Genomic DNA, 23,979 nt, shown 5'->3' on the forward strand with positions numbered 1-23,979 from the left:
CCAAAAGCGGTCAAAGAACCGCCTCAGGGAGTTACCATGACCGATCACCCGCAGCGCCTGCGCGCGATGTTTTGCGATCACCTTTCCATCATGCGCGGCAAATACTTGCCTGCCAGCAAGTTAAAAGACGACGAAAGCCGCTTCGCCCGCCCGACCTTTTCGGTGCATTACGACAAAGACTTGCTGATAGAGGCGCCCGGCACGATGTGCCTTGAAGGCATTCCCGACATGGCCTTGCGCTGGAAGGGCGACGAGATTCGCCAAGGCTGGGAGCCGAACACCAAAGTCGTCACTGGAGACCTGTTCGCCGCCGATGGCACCCCGATCCCGATGTGCCCGCGCTCTGCCCTGAAACGCGCTGTCGCGGCGTGGAAGCAACACGGCCTGATCCCGAAAGTCGGCATTGAGCTGGAAGCCTACGCCTTCGTCCGCCGCGATGATGGCCAGATCGTGCCCTACGACACCCCCGGCGGCGTGGTCTATGGCACTGGCAATTTCACCGACCCGAGGCGCTTTACCGACGCAATCTGGAACAAGGCCCAAGACATTGGCCTGCCGTTGGATCTGATCACCGCCGAATATGACACCCCGCAATATGAATTTACCCTCACATTCAACAGTGCTGTCCAACACGTCGATACCGTCGTGCTGTTCCGGCAAATGGCCCGTGAAATTGCATGGGATCACGGCATCATTCTGACCTTCCTGCCCAAGCCGATCCCCGGCAAGGGTGGCAACGGCATGCACATTAACCTCTCGTTCAACGACTCCAAAGACCACAATGCCCTTGCCAATGGCGATTATGGCGACCCTGCCAACCTCAACCCCCTCGCCAAAGGCTGCATCGCCGGCTGGATGCAGCATCACAAAGCCATGGCGGGCCTGATCGCGCCCAATGCGCAAAGCTACAACCGCCTGCAACCCGCCAGCCTGTCGGGCTATTGGGGCAACTGGGGCGGCGACAACCGCAACGTCACCGTCCGCCTCAGCGCGGAAGGCGGCAAGAAAGCCCGGCTGGAACACCGCATGGCCGACGCCGCCGCAAACCCCTACACCGCCGTCGCCACAGTCCTGCAAGCCGCGCTGCTCGGGTTCGAGGGCAAATACAAACTGCAACCGATGGAGACTGGCAACGGCTTCACCACCAACGATGCCAAACACGGCACCGCCGCCTGCCTCCTCGAAGCCCTGAACGATCTGCAATCCGACACCACCCTCACCACCGCCGTGGGCAGCGGCCTTGTCGAAAACCACCTTTATATGAAACGCGCCGAGGTTGAAAAAACCGCCCTTCTTGAACCCGACGCCCTGCGCGATTGGTACATCTGGTATCTGTAACCCGCCAATGCTTTCCCATCGGTAAAGCCGCACGCGGATGACGCAAAAATTGCCCCGCTGCCGCGTTCACATTGGCACAAATATCCCACAGGGGCCCAAGGGTGTGAACCCCGGCGCGTCCCGCCAAACCGGAGCCTGAAATGCAAGCCACCTGGCGCCTCCCCAACGGTCAATCCATCACCGCCACCGTCCACCCCGGCCAAACCCTGATGGAAGCCGCCGTCGCCCACAATGTCCCCAACGTCATCGGCGAATGTGGCGGCTCGCTGTCCTGCGCCACCTGCCACGTCGTCGTTGATCCCGCCTGGGCCACCCGCGCAGGCCCGCCCTCCGCTTTTGAAGACGACATGCTCGACGTCACCGACGCCGACCGCCAACCCACCTCGCGCCTGTCCTGCCAGATCAAGATGACCGCGGCGCTCGACGGCATCCTCCTGCACATCCCCGGCTAAGACCGCCCCGCTCACCCAATCTTAACCACACCCCCGGCACCCTGCACCGCAAACAGGAGCGCCCGATGACCCCCACCCATCCCACCGAAATCACCCAGATCCCCGCCGCCGAAATCTTCGAGCACGCCCTGCTCCGCGACCGCTCCCACCTCGACACCACAGCCCTCGAAGACCTCGCCGCCTCCATCGCCCGCGATGGCCTGCGCCAACCCATCGAGGTCTGGGCGCTCTCCCAACCGACCGAGACCCACCGCTACGGCCTGATCTCCGGCCTGCGCCGCCTCACCGCCACCCGCCTGCTGCACAGCCGCAACCCCAGCGCCCACACCACCATCCCCGCCTTCCTGCGCACCCCCGCCTCGATCCCCGACGCGATGGCGCAAATGATCGCCGAAAACGAAATCCGCGAGAACCTCACCCCGTGGGAGCGCGGCCTCACCCTCGCCACCTGCGTCGCCCAAGACCTGTTCCCCACCATCGACGCCGCCATCGCCGCTCTGCACCCCACCGCCACCAAACAAAAACGCACCCGCCTGCGCACCCTCGCCCTTGTGGCAGAGGAGTTGGAGGATGCCTTCACCACCCCCGAACTGCTCTCACAAAACCAGATCGAGCGCCTCGCAGCCGCCCTCCGAGGCGGCCTCACCCCCCTCATCCACCAGATTCTCAAGGAAAACCGCCGCGCCAGCCTGCCCAGCCAATGGGCCGCCCTGATCCCGACGCTCACCGAGGCGCTCGCCCCCGAGACCGACCCCACCCCCACCAAACCCGGCCGCCCGCGTCGGCTGCTGACCCTGAAACAGGGGCTGACGATACGGCGAGAGAAATGCATCGGCGGCTGGTCGCTGAAATTCACCGGCCCCCACGCCCGCAGCGGCGGGTTGATGGATGATGTGATGGACGAGATCGAGCGGTTGTTTCAGCCGGAGTAGGGGGAGGAACTCCATTGAAAAGGCGGACAATCTAATAACCGCACTATACTATATTTAGAGCTTTCCAAAGTCCTCGATGCAGCATGATTGATTTTGCGTCATTGAAGGCCGAACTTCTATTGCGATACTTAAATGAGTAGGACGTTTTTCCTTGAGGCATACTATCAATGTTTCCAATAGCACTGCAATTAAACAGCGCGACACACAACGTATACACTTGCTGATCAGATAGGGGGAACAAAGTTGCCTTAGATGCGGCGAAGAGTTCCGATATTTTAAAATCTCTTTTTCCCACCAGACTTAGCGCTGAAATTATTGCTTCGATCTCATTCGGTAAAGCGTATCCTGCGAGTTCATCTCGAATTTCGGGTAGAAAATACTTGATAGAGTAGTCACGCGATGCTGACCTAACGTTGCTTTCAGATAGTCGATTACCACTACAAAACTCTTGCATGTGTGACAAAAGCTGCAAAAAATCCCTTGGTGTGTGGCGTGTCAGGTCTAGTAAGTACTGCTTTGAGGGGGTGGAGTTGATATAAGGCGGAAAAAATTCTTCAACTATTTTGACGGATCGTGCCAAACTTCTTTCCGCTCGAATTGTGGCAGCTCTAAAAAGCAGTGAATTATCGGGGTCCTTGACATCATGATACCAATCAAGCTCCAACGCATATGATTGACGAATTTTATTTTTATTTGGCCCCGGAATTCTATCGAATAAGTCTGTTCGACAGAGCACAATTATTTTAAACGGCACAGAGTTCCTACTAAAAAGTTCATTCAACTTTCCTATTTCGTAAATAAGTGCAGCCAGCGATTTGTACTGAACCTCTCGAGTCGTGAGGATATCATCTAGTCCGTCAATTATAAGATAGTGGTTGCTTCCACTTCTTATCCTTGATGCAATGGATTTTAAAGATTCAACAAAATTAAATATCTCAGTAGTATTTTTTACTTCTCCGCCTGAAGATACATACTCAGCAAGCTTACCTGGAAGGGTGACAGAAAAATTGGTTTTAGACGATTTTCGTACTATGGCACTTGGTGACGCAGAGGGAGAAAGCCCCATAGCTCGAAATGCACCTATGGCCTCGTTGAATACTTCGGCATCAGAAATCTGAGCGCCTTTGTCTTTTTCAAAGGATTCAAGAACATAAATTAGGAGAATCCATGACCAAGCAGCGGGAAATTTTGACTCCGGTTCTTCATCTCCTTTAATAATTTTTGAAAATGGCGTAAATGGGAAATCTCCCAACGACACAACTTTAACAAATTTATCGAACCGCCCAGACAAAGTTAGGTCCATGCGTTCTGCCAGCGTTGATTTTCCAGAGCCCTTGTATCCTAAAAAAAGATACTTCTTACCTTCAGTGGCTTCTGATTCCATAGAGCGAAAATCAATATGTCCGTCTGTGAGCAAGCCCGGATCATTTGCTCTCTCTGCCTCCGCGCTAACCCATCCGAATTTAATTTTCTTGAAATCGGTCAACTTAAATTCCCATTTCTTCTTGGTGAACGCTACGAATTGAACCAAACACATACATCTTTAAGATTGTGTCAATAGGAAACTTGGCATTTGTTTGCTTCAGACACATCGAAGAAGAATCACATAGGCCTCTGGAACGCGTTTAGGCGTCCAAACCTTAACAAATCCTTAAATCCACCACCCCAACCCACTGATATGAAACAACAAAAAAAGGTCCCGAGTTGGGACCCTACCCGATCCGGCCCCGAACCCCTCCGGTCTGGCCCCGGTCCAGCAAAAGATGGTCGGCCAGAACGCAGGCCATCATCGCCTCCCCCACCGGAACCGCCCGGATCCCCACGCAAGGGTCGTGCCGCCCCTTGGTGACCAGATCAATCTCCGCCCCCGTCGCATCAATCGTCGCGCGTGGCGTCAGAATAGACGAGGTCGGCTTCACCGCGAACCGCACCACAACCGGCTGCCCGCTGGAAATCCCGCCCAAGATCCCCCCCGCATGGTTCGACAAGAACTCCGGCCCGTTGGCCCCCATCCTGATCTGATCCGCATTCTCAACCCCGGTCAAAGTCGCGGCATCGAACCCGTCCCCGATCTCCACCCCCTTCACCGCATTGATCGACATCATCGCGCTTGCCAGATCGGAATCCAGCTTGCCATACAACGGCGCCCCCAACCCCGCAGGCACCCCCGACGCCATCACCTCAATCACCGCCCCCACCGAATTGTGGTCCAGCCGCAACCCATCCAGATAGTCAGCCCACTCTGGCACCGCGACCGGATCAGGACAGAAGAACGGATTACCCGAGATCACCGCCGCATCAAACCGCCCCCGATCAATCCCCATCACCCCCATCCGCACCATATACCCGCTGATGGTCAGCCCCGGCGACAACGACGCCAGCACCGCCCGCGCCACCCCGCCGGCTGCCACCCGAGACGCCGTCTCCCGCGCGCTCGACCGCCCACCGCCGCGATAATCCCGGACCCCGTATTTCTGATGGTAGGTGATATCGGCATGCCCCGGCCGAAACGCCTGCGCGATGGTGCTGTAATCCTTGCTGCGCTGATCCGTATTTTCAATCATCAGCTGGATCGGCGTCCCGGTGGTGACGCCCTCAAACACCCCGGACAGAATGCGAACCGCATCCGCCTCTTTCCGCTGGGTGGTGAACTTGCTGGTCCCCGGTTTCCGCTGATCCAGCCAAGGCTGCAAATCCGCCTCTGACAACCGCACCCCCGGAGGACAGCCATCCACCGTGCAGCCAATCGCAGGCCCGTGGCTTTCTCCCCAAGTGGTGACGCGAAACAGATGACCGAAGGTGTTCAGGCTCATGGAAAGGCTCCTCTTTGCATCCCCAATAAGCCAAGCCCCGCGCCCGATAAACCCTTAAAGCAGTTGGTGGATGATCTGAGCCAAGGTTCTCGACGGCCCTACAGGGCTTTCCCAGCTGGGAAAGAATTGTGTGGTATCGCTGATTATGACCAATTCTATACCATATGTTGTGGTTAATTACGTCCTAACCATGTTAAAACGCCAACGACCCTGTGCCGAGCCGTCAACGTCTTTCGCGGCTTTCTTGAAGCCGTCATCACGGCGCGGTCGCGCAGCGCCGTGGCTTTTTCGATCATGACAATCTGGATGCGGAGGATAGCCGCAAAATCGAGCCGTTCATACCGCCCCGCGCCCGCGGGTTCTGTCACCTTCGGCTTTGACGGCTGGGACAGGGTCAGAAACACCCCGATCCCGGCGCGTTCAAGCTTAATCACCCCGCGCAGATTGCGGATCATCGGGAAGGTCTGTCGTAAGGCTGTGGCAACGGTTCGGCATGGGTGAATAACCCACCGCTAACTTATTGAAATAAGTCACAGCACCCTCTGTCCGCGTGTGGCTACATATCCCCTCTTGCACCCGGCAACGGTTTGCCTATGCTTTGTCTTACCTCGGGGAGCCGGCGGTCGTTTCCATGAAACGCGCCAAAGGCTGAGATGCGAAAGCGAACCCGTCGAACCTGAACCGGATCATACCGGCGGAGGGAAGGTGCTGGATTTCTCCATCCCCGACCATTTCCGTCGCAACGTTGGAGAGAAAGATGACCACCAAACTCCTCGCTGCGGGCCTCGTATTCCTCGCCTCGCCCGCGCTGGCTGATACGCCCGTCTTAACCGTGCTGACCTATGACAGCTTCACGTCCGAGTGGGGCCCCGGCCCGGCGATTGAGAAGGGATTTGAAGCGACCTGCGGCTGCGACGTGAAATTTGTTACCGCAGGCGACGGCGCTGCCTTGCTGGCGCGGGTGAAGTTGGAGGGGACGGATAGCAAGGCCGATGTCGTGGTGGGCCTTGATACCAACCTGACCGCCGACGCGACCGCGACCGGATTGTTCGCACCCGTAGCGTCGCAGCCGAACACGTTGCCAGTGCCCTTCCAAGACCCCAACTTCATTCCGTTCGACTGGGGCTATTTCGCCTTCGTTTACGACAAGACCAAAGTCGCCACGCCGCCTGCTTCGTTTGCAGAACTTGCCGCTTCTGATTTGAAAGTTGTGATCGAGGACCCGCGCTCGTCTACCCCCGGCCTTGGTCTGGTGCTGTGGGTGAAGGCGGCGTATGGCGACAAGGCGCCGCAAATCTGGGCCGATCTGGCCGATAACATCGTCACGGTGACGCCCGGCTGGTCGGAAGCCTACGGCATGTTTACCGAGGGGCAGGCCGATATGGTGCTGTCTTACACCACCTCGCCCGCCTATCACCTGATTGCCGAGAATGACGATACCAAGGCGGCGGCTTCGTTTTCTGAGGGGCATTATATGCAGATCGAGGTGGCGGGAAAGCTGGCTTCATCGCAGCAATCTGTGCTGGCAGATCAGTTTCTGGCCTACCTGACGGCGGATGCGGCGCAGTCGGTGCTGATCACCACGAACTGGATGTATCCGGCTAAAACTCCGGCAGAGGGCTTGCCGAAGGGGTTTGAAACTTTGGTGCAGCCGGTGAAATCTTTGCTGATGTCGGCACGTGACGCCGAAGCTGCCCGTGCGCCCGCGATTGCGGAATGGCAAGCCGCGCTGTCGAAATAAGCCCAGCCTTCGGGCTGAGCCTTGCCATCGCCGCGCTGATTTTGGGCAGTGCGGCGATGGTGGCCGCCCGGGCGGAGAGTTTTGCTTTGGCCGCGCAGGATTGGCAGGCCTTGCGGTTTACCGTGCTGCAAGCCAGCCTGTCGGCGGCAACGTCGAGCCTGCTTGCTATCCCTGTCGCGCGCGCCTTGTTCCGCCGTCGGTTTCCGTGGCGCGGGATGCTGATCCGGTTGCTGGCGGCCCCTTTCGTGCTGCCGGTGGTGGTGGCGGTGATGGGGCTTTTGACGGTGTTTGGCCGGGGCGGGCCTGTGAACGGCGCGCTGGCATGGCTGGGTTTGCCCGAGGTGTCGATCTTTGGGTTGCATGGGGTGGTGCTGGCGAATGTGTTCTTCAACATGCCGCTGGCAACGCGGATGTTGCTGCATGGCTGGCAGTCGATCCCGGTCGAGCGGTTTCGGCTGGCGCAGTCGCTGGGATTGCCGCCATCGGCACAGTTCCGGCATCTGGAAGCACCGATGTTGCGGGCGCAGTTGCCGGGGATATTCGCGGTGATCTTGCTGATTTGTCTGGCAAGTTTTGCGATTGCTTTGATGCTGGGCGGGGGGCCGAAGGCCAGCACGCTGGAACTGGCGATCTATCAATCGTTGCGGTTTGAGTTTGATCTGGGGCGGGCGGCTTTGCTGGCGGCGGTGCAGTTTGCGCTCTGTGCGGCGATCACGCTGGCTGCACTGGGGCTGACTTTGCCGCAGGGGTTTGGGGCGGGGTTGGGGCGGCGGATGGCGATTGCAGCTCCGACTGGGTGGCGGCGCGGCGCGGATGGGCTGGCGATTGCTGCCGCGGCGTTGTTTTTGTTTACGCCGTTGCTCGCGGTGGTCAGCAAGGGATTGCCGGGGCTGGCTGCGCTGCCGAATGGGCTTTGGCCGGCGGTTCTGCGCTCGGTTTTGGTGGCTGTGGTGTCGGCTTTGCTGGCGACAAGTGCTGCGCTGATCCTGGCTGTGGGCGCGGCACGTGGCAAAATCCGGGTGATCGAGTTGGCAGCGATGCTGCCGCTTGCGGCAAGTTCTCTGGTGTTGGGGACGGGGCTTTTCCTGATGGTGCGGCCGTTTGTGACGCCGGAAACGCTGGCGCTGCCGATCACGGTTTTGGTCAATGCCACGCTAACGCTGCCCTATCTGTTCCGACTTTTGCTGCCTGAGGCGCGGCAGCTTGAGGCGGATTATGGTCGCTTGACTGCCAGCCTTGGCCTGCCGCGCCGCACGATACTGCGCTTTGTCACTCTGCCAAGGCTCGCCCGCCCGCTGGGCTATGGCGCGGGGTTGGCTGCGGCGCTTTCGATGGGCGATCTGGGGGTGATTGCGCTGTTTGCGGGCGATGGTGGCGCGACTTTGCCGCTGTTTGTGCAACATTTGATCGGGGCGTACCGGTTGCAACAGGCTGCGGCGGCCTCGCTGATATTGGTTGCGATCAGCTTTGCTTTGTTCTGGGCCTTTGACCGATTGGGAAGCCACTATGCTGACGCTTGAACGGGTGGTTTTGCAGCAAGATGACTTCCGCCTGACCGCCGATTGGCAGGTAGCGGCGGGCGAGCGGGTGGCGTTGATCGGGCCTTCGGGTGCGGGAAAATCGACGTTACTGATGGCCTTGGCGGGGTTTTTGGCCCCGGCGCAAGGGCATGTTTTGTGGCAGGGCAGGGATTTGGCAGGGGTTTCTGCTGGGGATCGACCGCTGACGATTCTGTTTCAGGATCAAAACCTGTTCCCACATCTGACGCTGGCGCAGAACCTTGGGCTGGGGTTGTCGCCGACCTTGCGGTTAACCCCGGCGCAAGGGGCACAGATCGAAACCACCTTAAACCAAGTCGGCTTGAAGGGTTTGGCTGCCCGCAAACCCGGCCAGCTTTCGGGCGGGCAGCAGGGCAGGGCGGCGCTGGCGCGGGCTTTGTTGCGCGCAAGGCCAGTGCTGTTGCTGGATGAGCCGTTTGCGGCACTTGGCCCAGCATTGAAGGCCGAGATGCTGGATTTGCTGGATGAGGTGGCGACTGTCACCGGGGCGGCGGTGCTGATGGTGACGCATGATCCCAGTGATGCGAAACGCTTTGCGGGTAAGACGGTGCTGGTGGCCGATGGCGTGGCGCAGGCCCCCGTGGTTACAGCGGAGCTGTTTGCCAACCCACCACAGGCGCTAAAAGAGTATCTGGGTTAGACATAAAAAAACCCCGCACTGGGCGGGGTTTTTCCGAAGCCAGTGATCCGAAAATCAGTGCGCTTTCTTGCCTTTGATGCCCGACCACAGACGCTTGTTGGTCAGATACAGCAGCGAGGACAGCAGGATCAGGAACAACACGGCCTTAAAGCCAGTGTCCTTGCGGGCGTTCAGCTTGGGCTCGGCCGACCACATCAGGAACGCCGCCACATCTTCGGACATGCTTTTGATGTCATTCGGCGCGCCATCGGCGAATTCCACCTGACCATCGGCCAAGGGCGGCTGCATTTTGATCCAGCCTGTTGAGTACACTGGGTTTTCATAGAAGGTCGAGCCGGCTTCGTCTTTTTCTTCGCCGGTGTAGCCGTGCAGCAGCGCCACGATATATTCGGGCCCGCCCATGCCCTTGAACAACTGGTTCAGACCCAGCCCGTAAGGGCCGTGGAAGCCCGCCCGAGCCTTCGCCATCAGCGAAAGATCGGGTGCGCCCGCGCCATCATTGGCAGGAAAGAAGTCAACCGGCAGGCCGTCACGATCTTCGCCAGTGTCCTTATCAGTCACCGAGAAGTTCTTGGCGTAGGCACGCACCTGGTCTTCCGGCAGATGCGGTCCCCCTTCATCCGACAAGGTGCGGATTGGCACCATGTTCAGACCATGGCAGGCAGAGCAGACTTCGGTGTAAACCTGAAGCCCGCGTTGCAGTTGGTGTTCATCATAGCTGCCAAACGGGCCTTCAAAGCTGAATGCCACGTCTTCGACATGGCCGCCTGTCTCGGCAGCCATGGCCATTGCCGTCATCAGGCTCAGTGCAGAGACAGCGCTGATTGCGATTTTGCGAAACATCTCAGTCAGTTCCTTTCTCTCACTCAGCCGGTGCGGCGTAGTGCGACTTGAAGTCTTCCTCAATCGTAGCGGGTTGCGGCAGTGGTTTTTCAAGCACCCCCAGCAGCGGCAGGATCACAAGGAAGTAGGCAAACCAGTAGGCCGAGGCCAGCAGCGAGATCCAAGCGTTCAGCTCATTTGGCACCTGAGCACCAACCCACGTCAGCACCACAAAGTCGATGGCCAGCAGCCAGTACCATGCTTTGAACTTTGGCCGATATTTGCCCGAGCGCACCGCAGAGGTGTCCAGCCACGGCACCATCGCCATCACGGCAATTGCACCGAACATCGCGAGAACACCGAAGAATTTGGCGTCAACGATGCCGAATGTGATGAACTGCACCAGTTGCACCACCCAGACATCGGCGGTGAAGGCGCGCAGAATCGCGTAGAACGGCAGGAAGTACCACTCTGGCACGATGTGCGCCGGAGTAGAAAGCGGGTTGGCTTGCACGTAGTTGACGGGATCGCCAAGGTAGTTTGGCATAAAGCTGACGACAGCAAAGAAGATCGCCAGAATGATGCAAAGCGCGAACAGGTCCTTGATCACATAATATGGCCAGAACGGAACGGTGTCTTTCGCGGCATCCTCTTTCGAGGTGCGCCGCACTTCAACGCCGGTCGGGTTGTTGTTGCCAGTGTTGTGGAACGCCCAGATGTGCAGGGCCACCAGGCCCGCAATCACGAAGGGCAGCAGGTAGTGCAAGCTGAAGAAGCGGTTCAGCGTGGCGTTGTCCACCGCAGGGCCGCCCAGCAGCCATTCCTGAATCATCGGGCCAACACCAGGGATCGCGCCGAACAGGCCGGTGATCACCGTGGCACCCCAGAACGACATCTGACCCCAAGGCAGCACGTAGCCCATAAAGGCCGTCGCCATCATCGCAAGATAGATCATCATGCCGATGATCCAGGTGACTTCGCGTGGGGCTTTGTAGCTGCCGTAGTACAGGCTGCGGAAGATGTGCAGATAGACGGCAAAGAAGAACAAAGATGCGCCATTGGCGTGGATATACCGCAGCATATAGCCGCCATTTACATCGCGCATGATGTGCTCGACCGAGCGGAAGGCGAAATCAACATGCGGCGTGTAATGCATTGCCAGCACGATGCCGGTGATGATTTGCAGACCCAGACAGAACGTAAGGACGATGCCCCAGATCCACATCCAGTTCAGGTTTTTCGGTGTCGGGATCGTCAGCGTGTCATATGCCATGCTGACAATCGGCAGACGGGTGTGCAGCCAGGTTTGGAAACCCGGCTTTGGTTCGTAATGGTCGTGCGGAATTCCGGCCATGGTTTTTGTCCTTATCCCAGCTTGATCGTTGTTGCGTTTTCGAATTTCGCCATCGGCACCGGCAGGTTGCGCGGGGCTGGGCCTTTGCGAATACGACCGGCCATATCATAGTGCGATCCGTGGCAAGGGCAAAACCAGCCTCCGAAATCGCCGGCATCGCCCAAAGGCACGCAGCCCAAATGGGTGCAAACGCCCATCATCACCAACCACTCGCCTGCTTCATCCAGCGTGCGGTTTTTGTCTTCGGCAGTGGTCGAGGCATCCAGATTGGCGTTCTCGGCATTGGTGTCTGCCAGATCGGTCAGCGGCACGGCACGGCCTTTTTCGATCTCATCCGGGGTGCGGCGGCGGATGAACACCGGCTTTCCGCGCCACTTGACAGTGATCTGGGTGCCGACTTCGACAGCGGTGATATCCACCATGATCGAGGCCAAAGCGCGGGTGTCGGCTGAGGGGTTCATCTGGTTGACCAGCGGCCAAACCGCCGCGCCAGTTGCCACAACGCCCGCTCCGGCGGTTGCGTAATACAGGAAATCCCTGCGGGTGCCTGCGGTATCGTCTGCGTGGGACACGAGAACTTCTCCCTTCAAAGGTCGCAAGGCGCGCGACCGATATATAGCTGCGGCCCCGGTTTCCCGGAGCCTTACATGGCGGGTTTAGCCACAGAAAGCTGGGACGTCCAGCGGACAAAGCCGCGCAGGGGCGGCGGAAATCAGCTTTTCCTGATGTGCGACCTTGAAGCTACGCAAATCATTCCCGCACACCGCCCGTTTGTCGCGATTTGCTATAGATAAAGTGTTTTTGTCGGGACTTTGTGGCTTAGATTTGCACTGGGCGAGTCGCCAACATGGCCGGGCGGTTGGCAAATTCTGCTTCCCAAGCCGCCAGTTGTGGTCGCCCCTGCCGCCAATTCCGCGCATCGTGCCGAAAGTCGAGATAACCCAGTGCGCAAGCCAGACCGATCTGCGGCATTTCGAGTGGCCCGTTCAAAACTGCCGCCCAATCCGCTTCAATCACATCCAGCGCACGGGCGGCCTTGACCCATTGTGCCTCAATCCATTCAGGAAATTGCTTGTCTACCGGGCGCAGACGCACCTCATAGGCCATCGCCAGCGCGGCCTCTAGGATGCCATCCACCGTCGCCTCTCGCACCAAACACGGCCAGATCGCGGGCCCGGTCGGATACAGCGCACCCCCCGCCAGATCGTTGAGATAGCGGCAGATCACCCGGCTGTCGTAAATCCCCCCCGCATCAGTTTGCAGCGCCGGGATCTTGCCCAACGGGTTCTGATCCACAGGCAAACTGCCGGGGGCCAGCGGCGTGCCCATCACATTGCTGATCTCAATACGATCTTCCAGGCCAAGTTCCAAAATCAGCGCCATAACCTTGCGGCCAAAGGGCGTCGCGGGGGAGGTGTAAAGCCGCATGATGTCTCCGTGTCTGCAGATGTGATTCGTTTGGTTGCCGCCAGTTAAGCCGCGCCGGCGCCGACATGACAACACCTGTCAGTTGCCAACCGCGCCCTTATCTTTGCCGCCTTCCTCGCCACCCCTGAGTTGGCCGAAGATGCGCTATTCCGCCTGCATCCGTTCAAAGGCCGGTGCTGGATATGGTGACTGCGCCCGATGGCAAGCTGTTGGGCAGGGCCGATGGCAATACGATCCGCCTTTGAAACCTCGCCACCGGGCAGGCGATGCCGTCGCGGTTTGAGCCTGCGCAAAAACTGCGCTTTATTGCGGATTCGATGCAGAATGCGATCAACGCGCAGTTCTGCGATTTGAACGTGGACGGCCCGCATGCGGCTTTGCTGGGTGGTCGCGTCGGGGTGTGGTGCTTGACCCGGTCGGCATCCATCACGCCTATGATCAGAAAACCGGGGCTTTTGATCCGGAGGGCGTTGTCGCCAAAGCTGCGGCTGAATTGGACCTTGCGCGCGTCTTGGGGTCGGGTCCCGCGCCGATCACACGGTTTTCCTTGCTGCAGGACGGCGGCGGCATTGGTCGCATCGAATGGCGGCTGAAGGCCATGACCGTTGAGGTGCCGTCAACCCGCACGCCAGGGGTGGGGGTGTCAGCCCAAGTCCCGCCGCATCAGCGCGGCGATGGCTTGTGAGCCCATATCGGCTTGCTGTTGCAGGTGATCGGCAGCGCAGCGGCGCACCTCTGGCGTCTTGTTCTGGTTCAGTTTCCAAGTGCCTGCGACCGAGGCAATCTGGAACCGAAACGGCAGGATCATCCGCAGCATGCTGGGCATCACGCCTTCCGACATCTTGTCGGACACCCACGGCTTTTTCGGCAGTAGCCGGGTTTCATGTTCGGCAGACAGCGCATCGACATGCGGGTGGAGATGATCTTCGGGCAGCGACGACAGCACCCCCCGCAGATGCACCGCGATATAGTTCCACGTCGGCACCTGATCTTCTATGTCGTACCAATCCGGGGAGATATAAGCATCGGGGCCAGAGACTGCGATCAGCGCAGGCAGGCCCGCTGTGCAGGCGCGCGCAATCGGGTTTGAGCGTGCCAAATGCAATTCCGCAAAGCTGGCATCGTCCGAGATTAAGAACGGCACATGCGCGGCCAAGGGACCCTCTGCCCCGTTTACCGACAAAATCCCAAAGCCGCGCGCACGGGCGAGGGCAAGGTTGTCTTGCAACGGGACAGAGCGGAACGCGGGATTGGGGTGCATGGCGGGCTCCAAAAAGGGATCTCAGCTTGCCTAAGCGGCGGTGCGCATCACGACAATCGAATCTTTCTTATCTGGCATTAGACCGCCGCAATCACAGACAGCCAAAGCCCCATCCGCCAAGCGCCATTGAAAAAGCCGCCAGAGATTGCTCTCGGCGGCCTATTCGGTGCTGCTGCGCGCGATCAACCCTGACGGGCCTTGTAGCGCTTTTGCGTCTTGTTGATCACATAGACGCGGCCTTTACGGCGCACGACCTGGCAATCGCGATGACGGTTCTTCAGCGAGCGGAGCGAGTTTGCAACTTTCATCGTAGCATCTCCCTTGTTCGCGGCGCGTCTTTGCGCCAGTTGAAAAACGTAGCCCCCGTTGCCGGGAACGGCGAAATGGTGGGCGGTACTGGGATCGAACCAGTGGCCACTACGATGTCAACGTAGTGCTCTACCGCTGAGCTAACCGCCCACAAGCCTGACGTTTCCACCCAATCTATTCATCCAAGCCGTAAGACCCAAACAAAAGGACGCGGGCGGAACCGCGTCGGATGGCTGGGCTATAAACAGAGTCGCGGGCCTGTTCAAGGGGGTAAAGGGGGGTATCGGTAAAGGATATTTTGCAGTTATATCACAAAGTAACAGGAGTGTGGCGTGTCGCAGGTTTACCAAATCCATCGCCCCGAACGGCAAGATACGGCGGTGGTGTTTGCCTCGCCGCACAGCGGGCGGGCCTATTCGGTGGCATTTCTGGCGCAGACGATTCTGTCGCGTGATGCGATCCGGTCTTCGGAAGATGCCTTTGTCGATCAAGTGTTTGGCGCGGCCGTTCAGCACGGCGCACCGCTGTTGGTGGCCGATGTGCCGCGCGCTTATCTTGATCTGAACCGCGCGCCTGATGAATTTGACCCTGCGGTGATCGAAGGCATCGCGCGGGTGCCGCACAACCCGCGCATCTCTTCTGGGCTGGGGGTGATTCCCCGCGTGGTGTCGGGTGGGCGGCTGATCTATCGCGGCAAGATGGCACTGGCTGAAGCCGAAGCACGCATTGCTCAGGTTTGGCACCCCTACCACCGCGCGCTGCGGCAGTTGCTGGACGAAACCCATGCGCAATTTGGCGAGGCCGTGCTGATTGATTGCCACTCGATGCCGCATGAGGCCATCGACGGCCACGGACGGCCCGGTCAACCGAAGCCCGATGTGGTGTTGGGCGATCGGTTTGGGGCTGCTGCCGGGCGGCATGTGATGGACGGGGTTGAGGCCGCGTTTCAGCGCGCGGGCCTGCGCGTGGCGCGCAATACGCCGTTTGCGGGGGCGTTTATCGCGCAAAGCTATGGGCGGCCCTCGGCGCGCAGGCATGTGATACAGGTGGAAATTGATCGCGGGCTTTACATGGATGAAGCCACGATCAGTCCGCACAGCGGTTTTGATGATTTTAAGGCATTGATGGCCGGAGTGATTGGCGAAATCGTCGGCATTGGCCGCGCCAGCTTGCCTTTGGCGGCGGAATAGCGGTTATTTTGGGGCTGGCTGTCCTTGGCCCAAGGTTGCCGCGATGCCGTGCGCCAAGGCTCTTTTACGCTCAATCGTTAAAAAAGTCTTAAACTGACCAGATTAAGTCATTGATTTATAAGTCATAAAAAAGGTCCCGAGTTGGGACCTCCCGGCTATCGCAGCGCCCGCCCCTTGATGATCGCCGCGCCGCCAAAGCGGGCGCGGATGGCATCAGTGGCGCGTTCGGCTGCGGCGCGTTTGCCTGCGGTGGGGTCCAGAAGATCGGCAGAAAGATCGGCCTGCGCTTCTGGGGCAAGATCGCTGATGCCGACACCGATCAGGCGGTAGGGGCCTTTGCGGTCGGTCTGGTCAAACAAAGCGCGGGCGGCGCGGTAGATGCGGTCGCTCAGCTGGGTCGGATCGGTCAAACTGTGGCGGCGGCTGATCAGTTGGAAATCGGCGCGCTTCAGTTTCAGGGTGACGGTTTTGCCTGACAAAGCCTTGGCCTTGGCACGGTCAGCGACTTGCTCGGCCAGACGCCACAGATGGCCGTCCAGCAGATCGGGGTCAGAGGTGTCCTCAAAAAAGGTGGTTTCCTTGCTGATCGACTTCAGCTTTTCATCGCGGTTCACCCGTCGGGTGTCCAGACCTCGGGCAAGGTGCCACAGCCTGTCGCCCATACTGCCGAAGCGGGCGACAAGATCGGTGCGGTCCCAGCGCAGCAGGTCATTGATGGTGCGGATGCCGGCTTTTTCCAGCGCGGCTTGGCTGGCGGTGCCGACGCCCCAGATGATCCGCACCGGTTTGGGGCGCAGGAAAGCCTCGGTCTCGGCCCGGCCGATGATAGAAAACCCGCGCGGTTTGTCGAGGTCGGAGGCGATCTTGGCAAGGAATTTGTTGTGTGACAGGCCGACTGAGCCTGACAGGCCCAACTCATCCTCCATCCGTTTCACCAGCCTTGCCAGCACCACGGCGGGGGGCGCGCCGTGCAGGCGTTCGGTTCCGGTGAGGTCTAGAAACGCCTCGTCCAGCGAAAGCGGTTCGATGGCAGGCGTCAGCGTCTCCATCATCGCGCGAATGGCACGCGAGGCGTCGACGTAGACCGACATCCGGGGTTTGACGACCACGGCATCGGGGCAGAGTTTCAGCGCCTGAAACATCGGCATGGCAGAGCGCACGCCATGGATGCGGGCGAGGTAGCAGCAGGTCGAGACCACGCCTCGGGTGCCGCCGCCGACGATCACGGCTTTGTCGCGGAGGTCTGGATTGTCGCGTTTCTCGACGCTGGCATAGAAGGCGTCGCAATCCATATGGGCGATCGAAAGCTGGTTCAACTCGGGATGGGCAAGCAGACGGGGAGAGCGGCACTTGGGGCAGCGGGCTCGGGCGTCAAATTGGGTGAGGCAGTCGCGGCACAGGGTGGGCATGGCGGGATTATGCCAGATCGGGGGCGAGGTTGTCCACGCGTGGCGCATGAGGGCGTTTTATAGGAATCAATGGGTTAGGGGGTGGTGTTTGTGAATTGTTTACGATTGCCGCATTTGCTTTTAGGTCATCCTCTGTGCTCAAGTATCCCCGCCGGAGGCATCCAACGTCGATACAGACGCTTCGCCCTAGAACGTTGGCTGCGGCCCGCAAATCCCTTATAACTGGCGGTATGTTGAACCAGATCAATAAAACCTTGGTGGTGGGTGCAAGCGGGCAGGTTGGGCGGCTGCTGGCGCAGGCTTGGCAACTGGCGGGGCAGGCTCCGACTTTGCAGCGCCGTGGGGGAACTTTGTCCTCGGATTTGCCGCAGATGGAGTGGCATCCGCTTTCGGGCGCGGCGCTTGAGGCGGGACGGTTTCGGGCGATGATCGTGCTGGCGGGAGCGGTGCGTGGCGCCTTGGGGTTGAATGCGCAACTTGCCGAGGCTTGCTTTGCGGCGGCGGTGCAGGCGGGGATTGGGCAGGTTTTGCTGGCCTCGTCCTCGGCGGTTTATGGGGTGAATGGCGGGCAGGCGTGTCGCGAGGATACGCCGACCCATCCTGTGAATGACTATGGCCGTTCCAAGTTGGAGGCTGAGGCCGTGGCTGATCGGTGGCGCGCACAGGGGCTTGCGATCACGGCGCTGCGGATTGGCAATGTGGCGGGGGCGGATGCTTTGCTTGGTGGGATACGGCCCGGACAACCAACCAAGATCGACGGCTTTGCAGACGGCAAGGGCCCAGTGCGCAGCTATATCGGGCCGATCACTTTGGCGGATGTTTTGGCGCGTCTGCTGGGCCAAGACCTGCCGCCCGTGCTGAACATCGGCGCGCCCAATCCGGTGGCGATGGCCGATCTGGCGCAGGTGGCTGGGGCGGAGTGGCACTATCACGCCGCCCCGACAACGGCCTATCAGCGCATTACGCTTGATTGCGGCCTGCTGGCGCAGCATTACCGCTTTGCTGAAAACCCGTCAGATGCCGCCGTCATTGTGGCGGAATGGCAAGCTACCCGAGGGCCACAATGACGCCGATGAAACGCTTTCTGGATGTGCTGGCGGTGTTGGTGCTGGCGATTCCGCTGCTGCCTTTGGGGCTGCTGACGGCGCTGGCGATCTTGGTATTGGATGGCCGCCCGGTGATCTATTGGGCCGAGCGGATGAAGACGCCGACCCAAAGCTTCAAGCTGGCGAAGTTCCGCAGCATGACGGTGCGGCCTGCGGAAGCGGGGGTTTCGGGCGGTGATAAATCCAGCCGCATCACTCGGACGGGTCGGTTTATCCGTCGCACCCGGTTGGATGAATTGCCGCAGCTTTGGAATGTGCTGAAGGGCGATATCAGCTTTGTGGGGCCACGCCCGCCGCTGCGCGAATATGTCGAACGCTTCCCCGAGATTTACGGCCAAGTGCTGAAATCGCGCCCCGGAATCACCGGACTTGCGACGATTGTCTATCATCGCCACGAGGGACTGCTGCTGGCGCGCTGCAAGACCGCCGCCGAAACCGATGCGGTCTATGCGCGGTCTTGTGTGCCGCGCAAGGCCAAGCTGGATTTGATTTACCAGCGGCGGCGCAATCTGCGGTTTGATTTTTATCTGATGCTGAAGACGGTGTTCAAGCGGTTGCCGCTTTAGGCCAGCTTTTGCCCAAACAGCACGAACCTGTCACCAAGCAGGGGCTTTGGGATGATCCTGATCAACACCCGCGCCGGCGGCGTGAACGGCGTCAAGCTTGTATGGGATGCGATCTTGATCAAGGACAATCACATTGCAGTTGCTGGCGGTAATAGCGTGGTGCTGACGGCGGCGCGGATGTGGTGCCTCTGGACAACATCGACACCCCGACGTCGCGGCAAGCGGTCGATCTGGTGGCGGGGCGGTTGGTGATGGAAACCTCGGGCAATATGGCGCTGTCACGGATTGCCGAGGCTGCGGCGATGGGGGGCAATCATATCTCGGTCGGGCTTTTGACCCATTCGGCGCACACGCTGGATCGGGAGCTGGATTTCTGAGGTCTGATATCAAAGTGCGAAGGGTTGCAGCGATGTGGCCCGCCAACCCATCGCGGAGATCGAAACGCTGGATTGGCTTGTGGCGAAGAACCACGGTGGGCATGGCTTTCCGCCTGATGTCCGGTCCGTCGAAATAGGTTTTTAAGCGGGCGTATGGCTGAGGTGCCGCGCGTGTTGAACCCAGTGGGTTGACGACTCTGCAAGCGCGCGCGTGTTCAGGCCGCAGCTTGGCTGGGCCCTTGAAGATTGTCTGATGTGGCAGAGCAGGGTGCCAATGCGTTTGATCGCCAAGGCTCTGTGCGTTGCGCTATAGCCTTGGTTTGGTTACTTCTTGGGACGGCGGTTGATCCGAGATATGGATCAAACCGCTGGGCCACCAAGAAGGGCGGGCAGCATGAGCGCCAAGCGACGCATGAACGATGGCATCCGTGCTGCCAGAGCAATGGTCGCCAAGGGCGACTTTGCTGCGGCGACGGCAATTTTGGATGCACTGACTGCGGATAGCGAGATTGCGGCCTTGGCTGCACAGACGGCATTGGGGCTGCCGCGCAGGCTTCATGCGGCACGGCTGCATCTGGCCAAGGCGGTGGGAGATCTTGTCGCACGGGCGGGGTATCAGTTTCATCTGATGCCGCCGCCAGAGGTGCTTGCGCCGTTGTTTCGGTTTTCCACCGCCGAGCAGCAGGCGATCACTGCCGTCAACCGCAGGCCTGTGCCGCGGGTGATCCATCAGATCTGGATTGGCAGCCTGCCTGTCCCCGTTGGGGTGGCGGCATGGCGGCATCATGCAGAGTTGCAGGGGTATCAGTATCGGCTGTGGCACGAGGCTGATTTGGCGCGTCTGGGTCTGCCGGATCAGCCTGTTTATGCAGCCATGCTGGCGCGCGGGGATTATCCCGGTGCGGTGGATGTGGCGCGATACGCGATTTTGGCGGCGGAGGGCGGGATATACTTGGATTGCGATTGGTATCCGGCGCGGGATGACATCAGCTTTCACGATCTGCTGCCGCTGATCGGCCTGACCGCTTGGGCCGAGATGGTGCCGCGTCAGACCGGACTTGGCGGTTTGCTGTTGGGCAATTCGTTCATCGCTGTGCCGCCGGATCATCCGGCGCTGCATCGGCTGAATGCGCGGTTGCCGCAGGTGCTTGGTCTGCTGCCGGAGGCCCCGGCGTGGTGGTCAACCGGGCCGCTGGTGTTCACATTGGCGGCGCGGGGTGGGGCGGTCAGCGTGGCACCGCAGACATTGGTTGCGGGGGTGCTGGCCGACCGTGCGGCTGTGGCCGAGGTGGAGGCACTGCGGGCGCAGGCTTTGCAGGCGGAGAGCGGCCTGCTGATCGCGTGGAAATCATGGTGAGGCGATAAGCTGCGGCAGGCCGACCCAGCGACACCCGGGATGATTGGCGGTGAGGGCGAATAGCCGTGAGAGGAAGCCCCAGACCTGCGCATCATGCACAAGGTGGTGGGTCAGCAGGCCAATCGGCGCATCACTGCGGGCCATGGCTTGCGCGATTTCGTCCATCAACACTGCATCGGGTCGCCCGGAACGGCTGCCGCGCCAGTCGATCACATCGACATGGGTGTTGTAGAGGGGCAGGGCGGCGGTGGCTTCGGGGCCGTAGACCGACAGGGCTTTGAAGCCAAGGGCGGGAAGGCCCGCGACAACTGGCGGGGCGATGCGGTTCCACGGCGGCACCAGCACATGCGCGAACTGCTGGGGGTGGAGTTGCGCGAGATGGCTGAAGCCACGCGCGAGGTCGTCCAGAACCTGTTGGGTCGGGCGATGCGGGCCCAGTTCTTGCTTTTTCTCGGAACCGGGGGCGTGGTTGGTATGTGACCAGCCATGCACGGCGACGCAAACGCCTTGCGCGGTGGTCAGTCGTTTGGCCAATGCCGGGCCGGAATGGGCGGGGATGACGGCGAGGGTGACGGGGATGTTCGCGGCTTCGGTCAGGGAGAGCAGGCGGTCGAGTTCCGCGCTGGGCGCTATGGCGTCATCGTCGCGCAGCCATAGCTGCGCCGGGGTGCCATTGGCGGCGCGCAGATCAAGCGCGCGGATCAGGGATTCGGTCATGGTCTGGTCTCGACTATGGTTTGCAGCAGGGTGTTCAGGCGCTGGGCTGCGCCTGCTAAGGAATGGTCGCGCAGAACGCGCAGGCGGGCGGCTTGGCCCATACGGTGCTGAAGGGCGGGGTCAGTCAGTAAGTGCAGGATGGCTGCCGCCGCTGCCGCATCGTCGCCCGGCTCCGTCAGAAAGCCGGTTTCGCCATCGGCCACCACTTCGGGTACGCCTGCGGTGCGTTGCGCTATGACGGGGACGCCTGCGGCTTGGGCCTCAAGATAGGCGAGACCGTAGGCTTCGCCACAGCCGGGCCAGATATAGGCCGAGGCGTGGGCTAAGGTCGCGGCGATTTCGGGGCGGGATTGCAGGCCCCGCCATGTCAGACGATCCGGGGGCAGGTCTGCGAACATCGCCTGCACCTCGGCGCGCTGCGGGCCGTCGCCGATGACGGTGAGATGCCAGTCAAGGCTGGGCGGCAATAGGGCCAGCGTTGCGGCAAGGCGGCGGTAGCTGTCGGTCTTGTCGCCTGCGCGCATCATCGCGACCGTCACCAGATGGCCGGGCTGCGGTGTGGGGGGGGCTGAAAAAGCGTCAGTTTCGATGAAGGGCGGAAACCGGGCTAGTTGCGCAGTGGGGGTGGTATCTTGCAGGCCGTTCATATCGCGGGCGGTGAGGCAGAGGTTCAGGTTGGCTTGCTGCACTGCGGCCATGACGCTGGCCTGCATCTCGGCCCAGATGCCGATGTTGCGGCGCGCGGAGAGCGAGGCCTCGACCGTGACATAGGGCAGCGCGAAACGGCGGGTAAGGCGGGGGCCAAGCAGGTCGGGGGCTTTGTAATAGGGGTGGTAGCAGAGCCACAGATCGGGCGGCTGATCGGCCCAAAGGGTGCTGATCCGGCCGGACTCGTGGTTGGCATCGGCGCGCAGCTTGGCCCAGCCCGCGGGATCTTGCGGGTCGCCGATATAGGCGCGCAGGTCTGAGGCCAGGTCCACCTGATGCCCTGCTTGTTCCATGCAGCGGACCAGCAGCTGTGCCATCAGCCGATCTCCCGAGGGCACCGGATGCGTCGGGGCCTTCAAAGGCGCGTAAAAGGCGATCCGCAGGCGGCGGGCGGGCGGCGTCATCAGGTGATGTTCCCAGTGGTTTGCAGGTCTGCGCTAAGGGTAAGCGCAAAGCTGGTGCGCGGCGACTGGAATCGACCGCCGTTGCCCCTGCCCCGCCGCCAACCTTGACAGCATTGGCAAACTGGCCCATTTCCAGATCAGCCTCAGCCATGGCGGAGTGACCCTTGCCCCTGTCCCAACTTCTTGAAAATATCACCAGCCGAGCGGCCCGTGTTGGGGTGATTGGTCTGGGTTACGTCGGCCTGCCGCTGGCGATTACCGCCGCGCGGGCGGGGTTTCGGGTGACCGGATATGATACCGATCCCGCCAAGATCACCGCCGTTGAGGCCCGCAAAAGCTATATCGAGGCGGTGCCGGATGCGGTGCTGGCTGATGAGGTGGCCGCAGGGCGGTTTGCGGCCACGGCGGATTTCTCTGGGCTTGGTCTGTGCGATGTGATTGTGATTTGTGTGCCGACGCCGCTGACGCGCCACCGCGAGCCGGACCTGTCTTTCATCACCCGCACCTGTGACGACATCGCCAAGACCCTGCGCCGGGGTCAGGTGATCGTGCTGGAATCCACCACTTATCCGGGGACGACGGATGGCCCGGTGAAGCGGATTCTTGAGGCGGGCGGGTTGGTTTCGGGCAAAGATTTCTACCTTGGGTTTTCGCCAGAGCGGGAAGATCCTGGCAACCGCGCCTTTGATACCTCGAGCATTCCCAAGGTGGTGGCAGGCGATGGGGCGGATGCGGGGCGGTTGGTGGCGGCATTCTATGGCGCGGTGGTGAAAACCGTGGTGCCGGTGTCGTCGACTGCGACGGCTGAGGCGGTAAAGCTGACTGAAAATGTTTTTCGTGCGGTGAATATTGCCTTGGTCAACGAGCTGAAGGTGATCTACGAGGCGATGGGCGTGGATATCTGGGAAGTGATCGAAGCCGCCAAGACCAAACCTTTCGGCTACATGCCGTTCTATCCCGGCCCCGGTTTGGGCGGGCATTGCATCCCGATTGACCCGTTTTACCTGACGTGGAAAGCCCGGGAATATGATATTCCGACCCGGTTTATCGAGTTGGCAGGTGAGATCAACTCGGGGATGCCGCGGCACGTGGTGCAACGGCTGGCCGAAGCGTTGGATCAGCGCTTGGGGCTGGCGTTGAGCCGATCCAAGGTGCTGGTGATCGGGCTGGCCTATAAGAAGAACGTGCCGGATATTCGCGAAAGCCCGTCGCTGAAGCTGATCGAACTGATTGAAGAGCGCGGTGGGCAGGCCAGCTATCACGATCCGTTTGTAAGCGAGATTCCCAAGACGCGGGCTTATGGCGCGCTGAAGGGGCGTCAATCGGTGGCGTTTGATGAGGCAACGGTCGGCGGCTTTGACGCGGTGCTGATCGCGACGGATCACGACGGCTTAGACTACGCGGGGCTGGCGCGTTGGTCACCGTTGATCATCGACACCCGCAACGTGTTCGCGCGGAACGCGATTGTAGCGGATCATGTGGTGAAGGCCTGAGCG

General features: G+C 60.3%; 24 protein-coding genes, 1 tRNA gene, 1 pseudogene and 1 riboswitch. Of the genes and pseudogenes, 13 read left to right on the top strand and 13 right to left on the bottom strand.

What is annotated here, in order from left to right; translation table 11 throughout:
- Window positions 1-36: 36 nt before the first annotated feature.
- From Q7V03_RS02590 to Q7V03_RS02600, 3 genes are all read left to right on the top strand, one after another.
- On the top strand, window positions 37-1,338 hold the full coding sequence (locus Q7V03_RS02590; RefSeq protein ID WP_304924050.1) for a glutamine synthetase family protein: 1,302 nt from the start codon (window positions 37-39) through the stop codon (window positions 1,336-1,338).
- A gap of 140 nt (window positions 1,339-1,478) precedes the next feature.
- Window positions 1,479-1,790 (top strand): 2Fe-2S iron-sulfur cluster-binding protein, encoded by a 312-nt coding sequence (locus Q7V03_RS02595; protein ID WP_304924051.1) that lies wholly within the window; start codon window positions 1,479-1,481, stop codon window positions 1,788-1,790.
- A 65-nt stretch (window positions 1,791-1,855) separates the two neighbouring features.
- Window positions 1,856-2,722 carry a ParB N-terminal domain-containing protein gene (locus Q7V03_RS02600; RefSeq protein ID WP_304924052.1) on the top strand — a complete coding sequence of 289 codons (867 nt, stop codon included), beginning with the start codon at window positions 1,856-1,858 and terminating at the stop codon, window positions 2,720-2,722.
- 43 nt (window positions 2,723-2,765) lie between these two features.
- Here Q7V03_RS02600 and Q7V03_RS02605 read toward each other — a convergent pair whose 3' ends face one another.
- The 3 genes from Q7V03_RS02605 to Q7V03_RS02615 form a co-directional block, all read right to left on the bottom strand.
- Window positions 2,766-4,208 carry a P-loop ATPase, Sll1717 family gene (locus tag Q7V03_RS02605; RefSeq protein WP_304924053.1) on the bottom strand — a complete coding sequence of 481 codons (1,443 nt, stop codon included), beginning with the start codon at window positions 4,206-4,208 and terminating at the stop codon, window positions 2,766-2,768.
- 226 nt (window positions 4,209-4,434) lie between these two features.
- Window positions 4,435-5,535 carry a chorismate synthase gene (gene aroC, locus Q7V03_RS02610; RefSeq protein WP_304924054.1) on the bottom strand — a complete coding sequence of 367 codons (1,101 nt, stop codon included), beginning with the start codon at window positions 5,533-5,535 and terminating at the stop codon, window positions 4,435-4,437.
- 173 nt (window positions 5,536-5,708) lie between these two features.
- A complete protein-coding gene (locus Q7V03_RS02615) occupies window positions 5,709-5,990 on the bottom strand; it encodes a hypothetical protein (protein WP_304924055.1) in 282 nt (93 codons plus the stop codon).
- Window positions 5,991-6,134: 144 nt separating this feature from the next.
- A riboswitch (TPP riboswitch) is annotated at window positions 6,135-6,255 on the top strand.
- A 37-nt stretch (window positions 6,256-6,292) separates the two neighbouring features.
- Here Q7V03_RS02615 and thiB point away from each other — a divergent pair.
- From thiB to Q7V03_RS02630, 3 genes are read left to right on the top strand one after another with little or no spacing between them, the layout of a single operon-like run.
- Window positions 6,293-7,276 (top strand): thiamine ABC transporter substrate binding subunit, encoded by a 984-nt coding sequence (thiB, locus tag Q7V03_RS02620; RefSeq protein WP_304924056.1) that lies wholly within the window; start codon window positions 6,293-6,295, stop codon window positions 7,274-7,276.
- A complete protein-coding gene (locus Q7V03_RS02625) occupies window positions 7,252-8,796 on the top strand; it encodes a thiamine/thiamine pyrophosphate ABC transporter permease ThiP (RefSeq protein ID WP_304924057.1) in 1,545 nt (514 codons plus the stop codon). The genes thiB and Q7V03_RS02625 overlap by 25 nt, the downstream gene beginning before the upstream one ends.
- On the top strand, window positions 8,783-9,475 hold the full coding sequence (locus tag Q7V03_RS02630) for an ATP-binding cassette domain-containing protein (protein ID WP_304924058.1): 693 nt from the start codon (window positions 8,783-8,785) through the stop codon (window positions 9,473-9,475). Before Q7V03_RS02625 ends, Q7V03_RS02630 begins: the two co-directional genes overlap by 14 nt.
- A gap of 54 nt (window positions 9,476-9,529) precedes the next feature.
- On the opposite strand, the gene Q7V03_RS02635 is transcribed toward Q7V03_RS02630, so the two are convergent.
- The 4 genes from Q7V03_RS02635 to Q7V03_RS02650 all read right to left on the bottom strand — a co-directional run bounded on the left by Q7V03_RS02635 (window position 9,530) and on the right by Q7V03_RS02650 (window position 13,079).
- Window positions 9,530-10,318: a cytochrome c1 gene (locus Q7V03_RS02635; RefSeq protein ID WP_304924059.1), complete on the bottom strand. Its 789-nt coding sequence runs from the start codon at window positions 10,316-10,318 to the stop codon at window positions 9,530-9,532.
- A gap of 19 nt (window positions 10,319-10,337) precedes the next feature.
- The gene (gene petB / locus Q7V03_RS02640) at window positions 10,338-11,651 is read right to left on the bottom strand and encodes a cytochrome b (protein ID WP_304924060.1); all 1,314 of its coding nucleotides are present in this window, start codon (window positions 11,649-11,651) and stop codon (window positions 10,338-10,340) included.
- Between the two features lie 11 nt (window positions 11,652-11,662).
- On the bottom strand, window positions 11,663-12,223 hold the full coding sequence (gene petA, locus Q7V03_RS02645; protein WP_304924061.1) for a ubiquinol-cytochrome c reductase iron-sulfur subunit: 561 nt from the start codon (window positions 12,221-12,223) through the stop codon (window positions 11,663-11,665).
- Between the two features lie 247 nt (window positions 12,224-12,470).
- Entirely contained in the window at window positions 12,471-13,079 is a 609-nt protein-coding gene (locus Q7V03_RS02650; protein WP_304924062.1) for a glutathione S-transferase family protein, read from the bottom strand.
- Window positions 13,080-13,482: 403 nt separating this feature from the next.
- Here Q7V03_RS02650 and Q7V03_RS02655 point away from each other — a divergent pair, with 403 nt between their 5' ends.
- Window positions 13,483-13,764 carry a hypothetical protein gene (locus tag Q7V03_RS02655; RefSeq protein WP_304924063.1) on the top strand — a complete coding sequence of 94 codons (282 nt, stop codon included), beginning with the start codon at window positions 13,483-13,485 and terminating at the stop codon, window positions 13,762-13,764.
- Here the strand turns inward: Q7V03_RS02655 and Q7V03_RS02660 are convergent.
- The 3 genes from Q7V03_RS02660 to Q7V03_RS02670 all read right to left on the bottom strand — a co-directional run bounded on the left by Q7V03_RS02660 (window position 13,723) and on the right by Q7V03_RS02670 (window position 14,799).
- Window positions 13,723-14,340, bottom strand: a complete 618-nt coding sequence (locus Q7V03_RS02660) for an FMN-binding negative transcriptional regulator (RefSeq protein ID WP_304924064.1) — start codon at window positions 14,338-14,340, stop codon at window positions 13,723-13,725. The two genes, Q7V03_RS02655 and Q7V03_RS02660, sit on opposite strands and share 42 nt — an antisense overlap.
- Before the next feature lie 182 nt (window positions 14,341-14,522).
- Window positions 14,523-14,648 (bottom strand): type B 50S ribosomal protein L36, encoded by a 126-nt coding sequence (ykgO, locus tag Q7V03_RS02665; protein ID WP_054006596.1) that lies wholly within the window; start codon window positions 14,646-14,648, stop codon window positions 14,523-14,525.
- 76 nt (window positions 14,649-14,724) lie between these two features.
- A tRNA-Val gene (locus tag Q7V03_RS02670) sits at window positions 14,725-14,799 on the bottom strand.
- Window positions 14,800-14,981: 182 nt separating this feature from the next.
- Between Q7V03_RS02670 and Q7V03_RS02675 the strand changes: the two genes are divergently transcribed.
- Complete coding sequence (locus Q7V03_RS02675) at window positions 14,982-15,839, top strand: N-formylglutamate amidohydrolase (RefSeq protein ID WP_304924065.1); 858 nt, start codon at window positions 14,982-14,984, stop codon at window positions 15,837-15,839.
- Between the two features lie 155 nt (window positions 15,840-15,994).
- Here the strand turns inward: Q7V03_RS02675 and Q7V03_RS02680 are convergent, their stop codons facing one another.
- Window positions 15,995-17,248, bottom strand: a complete 1,254-nt coding sequence (locus Q7V03_RS02680) for a DNA polymerase IV (protein WP_304924066.1) — start codon at window positions 17,246-17,248, stop codon at window positions 15,995-15,997.
- Between the two features lie 233 nt (window positions 17,249-17,481).
- Here Q7V03_RS02680 and Q7V03_RS02685 point away from each other — a divergent pair, with 233 nt between their 5' ends.
- From Q7V03_RS02685 to Q7V03_RS02700, 4 genes and pseudogenes are all read left to right on the top strand, one after another.
- A complete protein-coding gene (locus Q7V03_RS02685) occupies window positions 17,482-18,315 on the top strand; it encodes an NAD(P)-dependent oxidoreductase (RefSeq protein WP_304924067.1) in 834 nt (277 codons plus the stop codon).
- Window positions 18,312-18,920 carry a sugar transferase gene (locus tag Q7V03_RS02690; RefSeq protein WP_304924068.1) on the top strand — a complete coding sequence of 203 codons (609 nt, stop codon included), beginning with the start codon at window positions 18,312-18,314 and terminating at the stop codon, window positions 18,918-18,920. The genes Q7V03_RS02685 and Q7V03_RS02690 overlap by 4 nt, the downstream gene beginning before the upstream one ends.
- A 75-nt stretch (window positions 18,921-18,995) precedes the next feature.
- Window positions 18,996-19,297: pseudogene (locus Q7V03_RS02695) on the top strand (nicotinate-nucleotide diphosphorylase (carboxylating)); the annotation flags it as partial.
- Window positions 19,298-19,691: 394 nt separating this feature from the next.
- Window positions 19,692-20,654, top strand: coding sequence for a glycosyltransferase family 32 protein (locus Q7V03_RS02700; protein WP_304924069.1), 963 nt, complete (start codon window positions 19,692-19,694; stop codon window positions 20,652-20,654).
- Here Q7V03_RS02700 and Q7V03_RS02705 read toward each other — a convergent pair.
- Window positions 20,646-21,371 (bottom strand): polysaccharide deacetylase family protein, encoded by a 726-nt coding sequence (locus tag Q7V03_RS02705; protein ID WP_304924070.1) that lies wholly within the window; start codon window positions 21,369-21,371, stop codon window positions 20,646-20,648. The genes Q7V03_RS02700 and Q7V03_RS02705 overlap by 9 nt on opposite strands.
- Entirely contained in the window at window positions 21,368-22,483 is a 1,116-nt protein-coding gene (locus Q7V03_RS02710) for a glycosyltransferase family 4 protein (protein WP_304924071.1), read from the bottom strand. The genes Q7V03_RS02705 and Q7V03_RS02710 overlap by 4 nt, the downstream gene beginning before the upstream one ends.
- Window positions 22,484-22,647: 164 nt before the next feature.
- Between Q7V03_RS02710 and Q7V03_RS02715 the strand changes: the two genes are divergently transcribed.
- Complete coding sequence (locus Q7V03_RS02715; protein WP_304924072.1) at window positions 22,648-23,976, top strand: nucleotide sugar dehydrogenase; 1,329 nt, start codon at window positions 22,648-22,650, stop codon at window positions 23,974-23,976.
- Window positions 23,977-23,979 lie beyond the last annotated feature (3 nt).

This window comes from Cypionkella sp. (assembly GCF_030652235.1).
Lineage (GTDB): Bacteria > Pseudomonadota > Alphaproteobacteria > Rhodobacterales > Rhodobacteraceae > Cypionkella.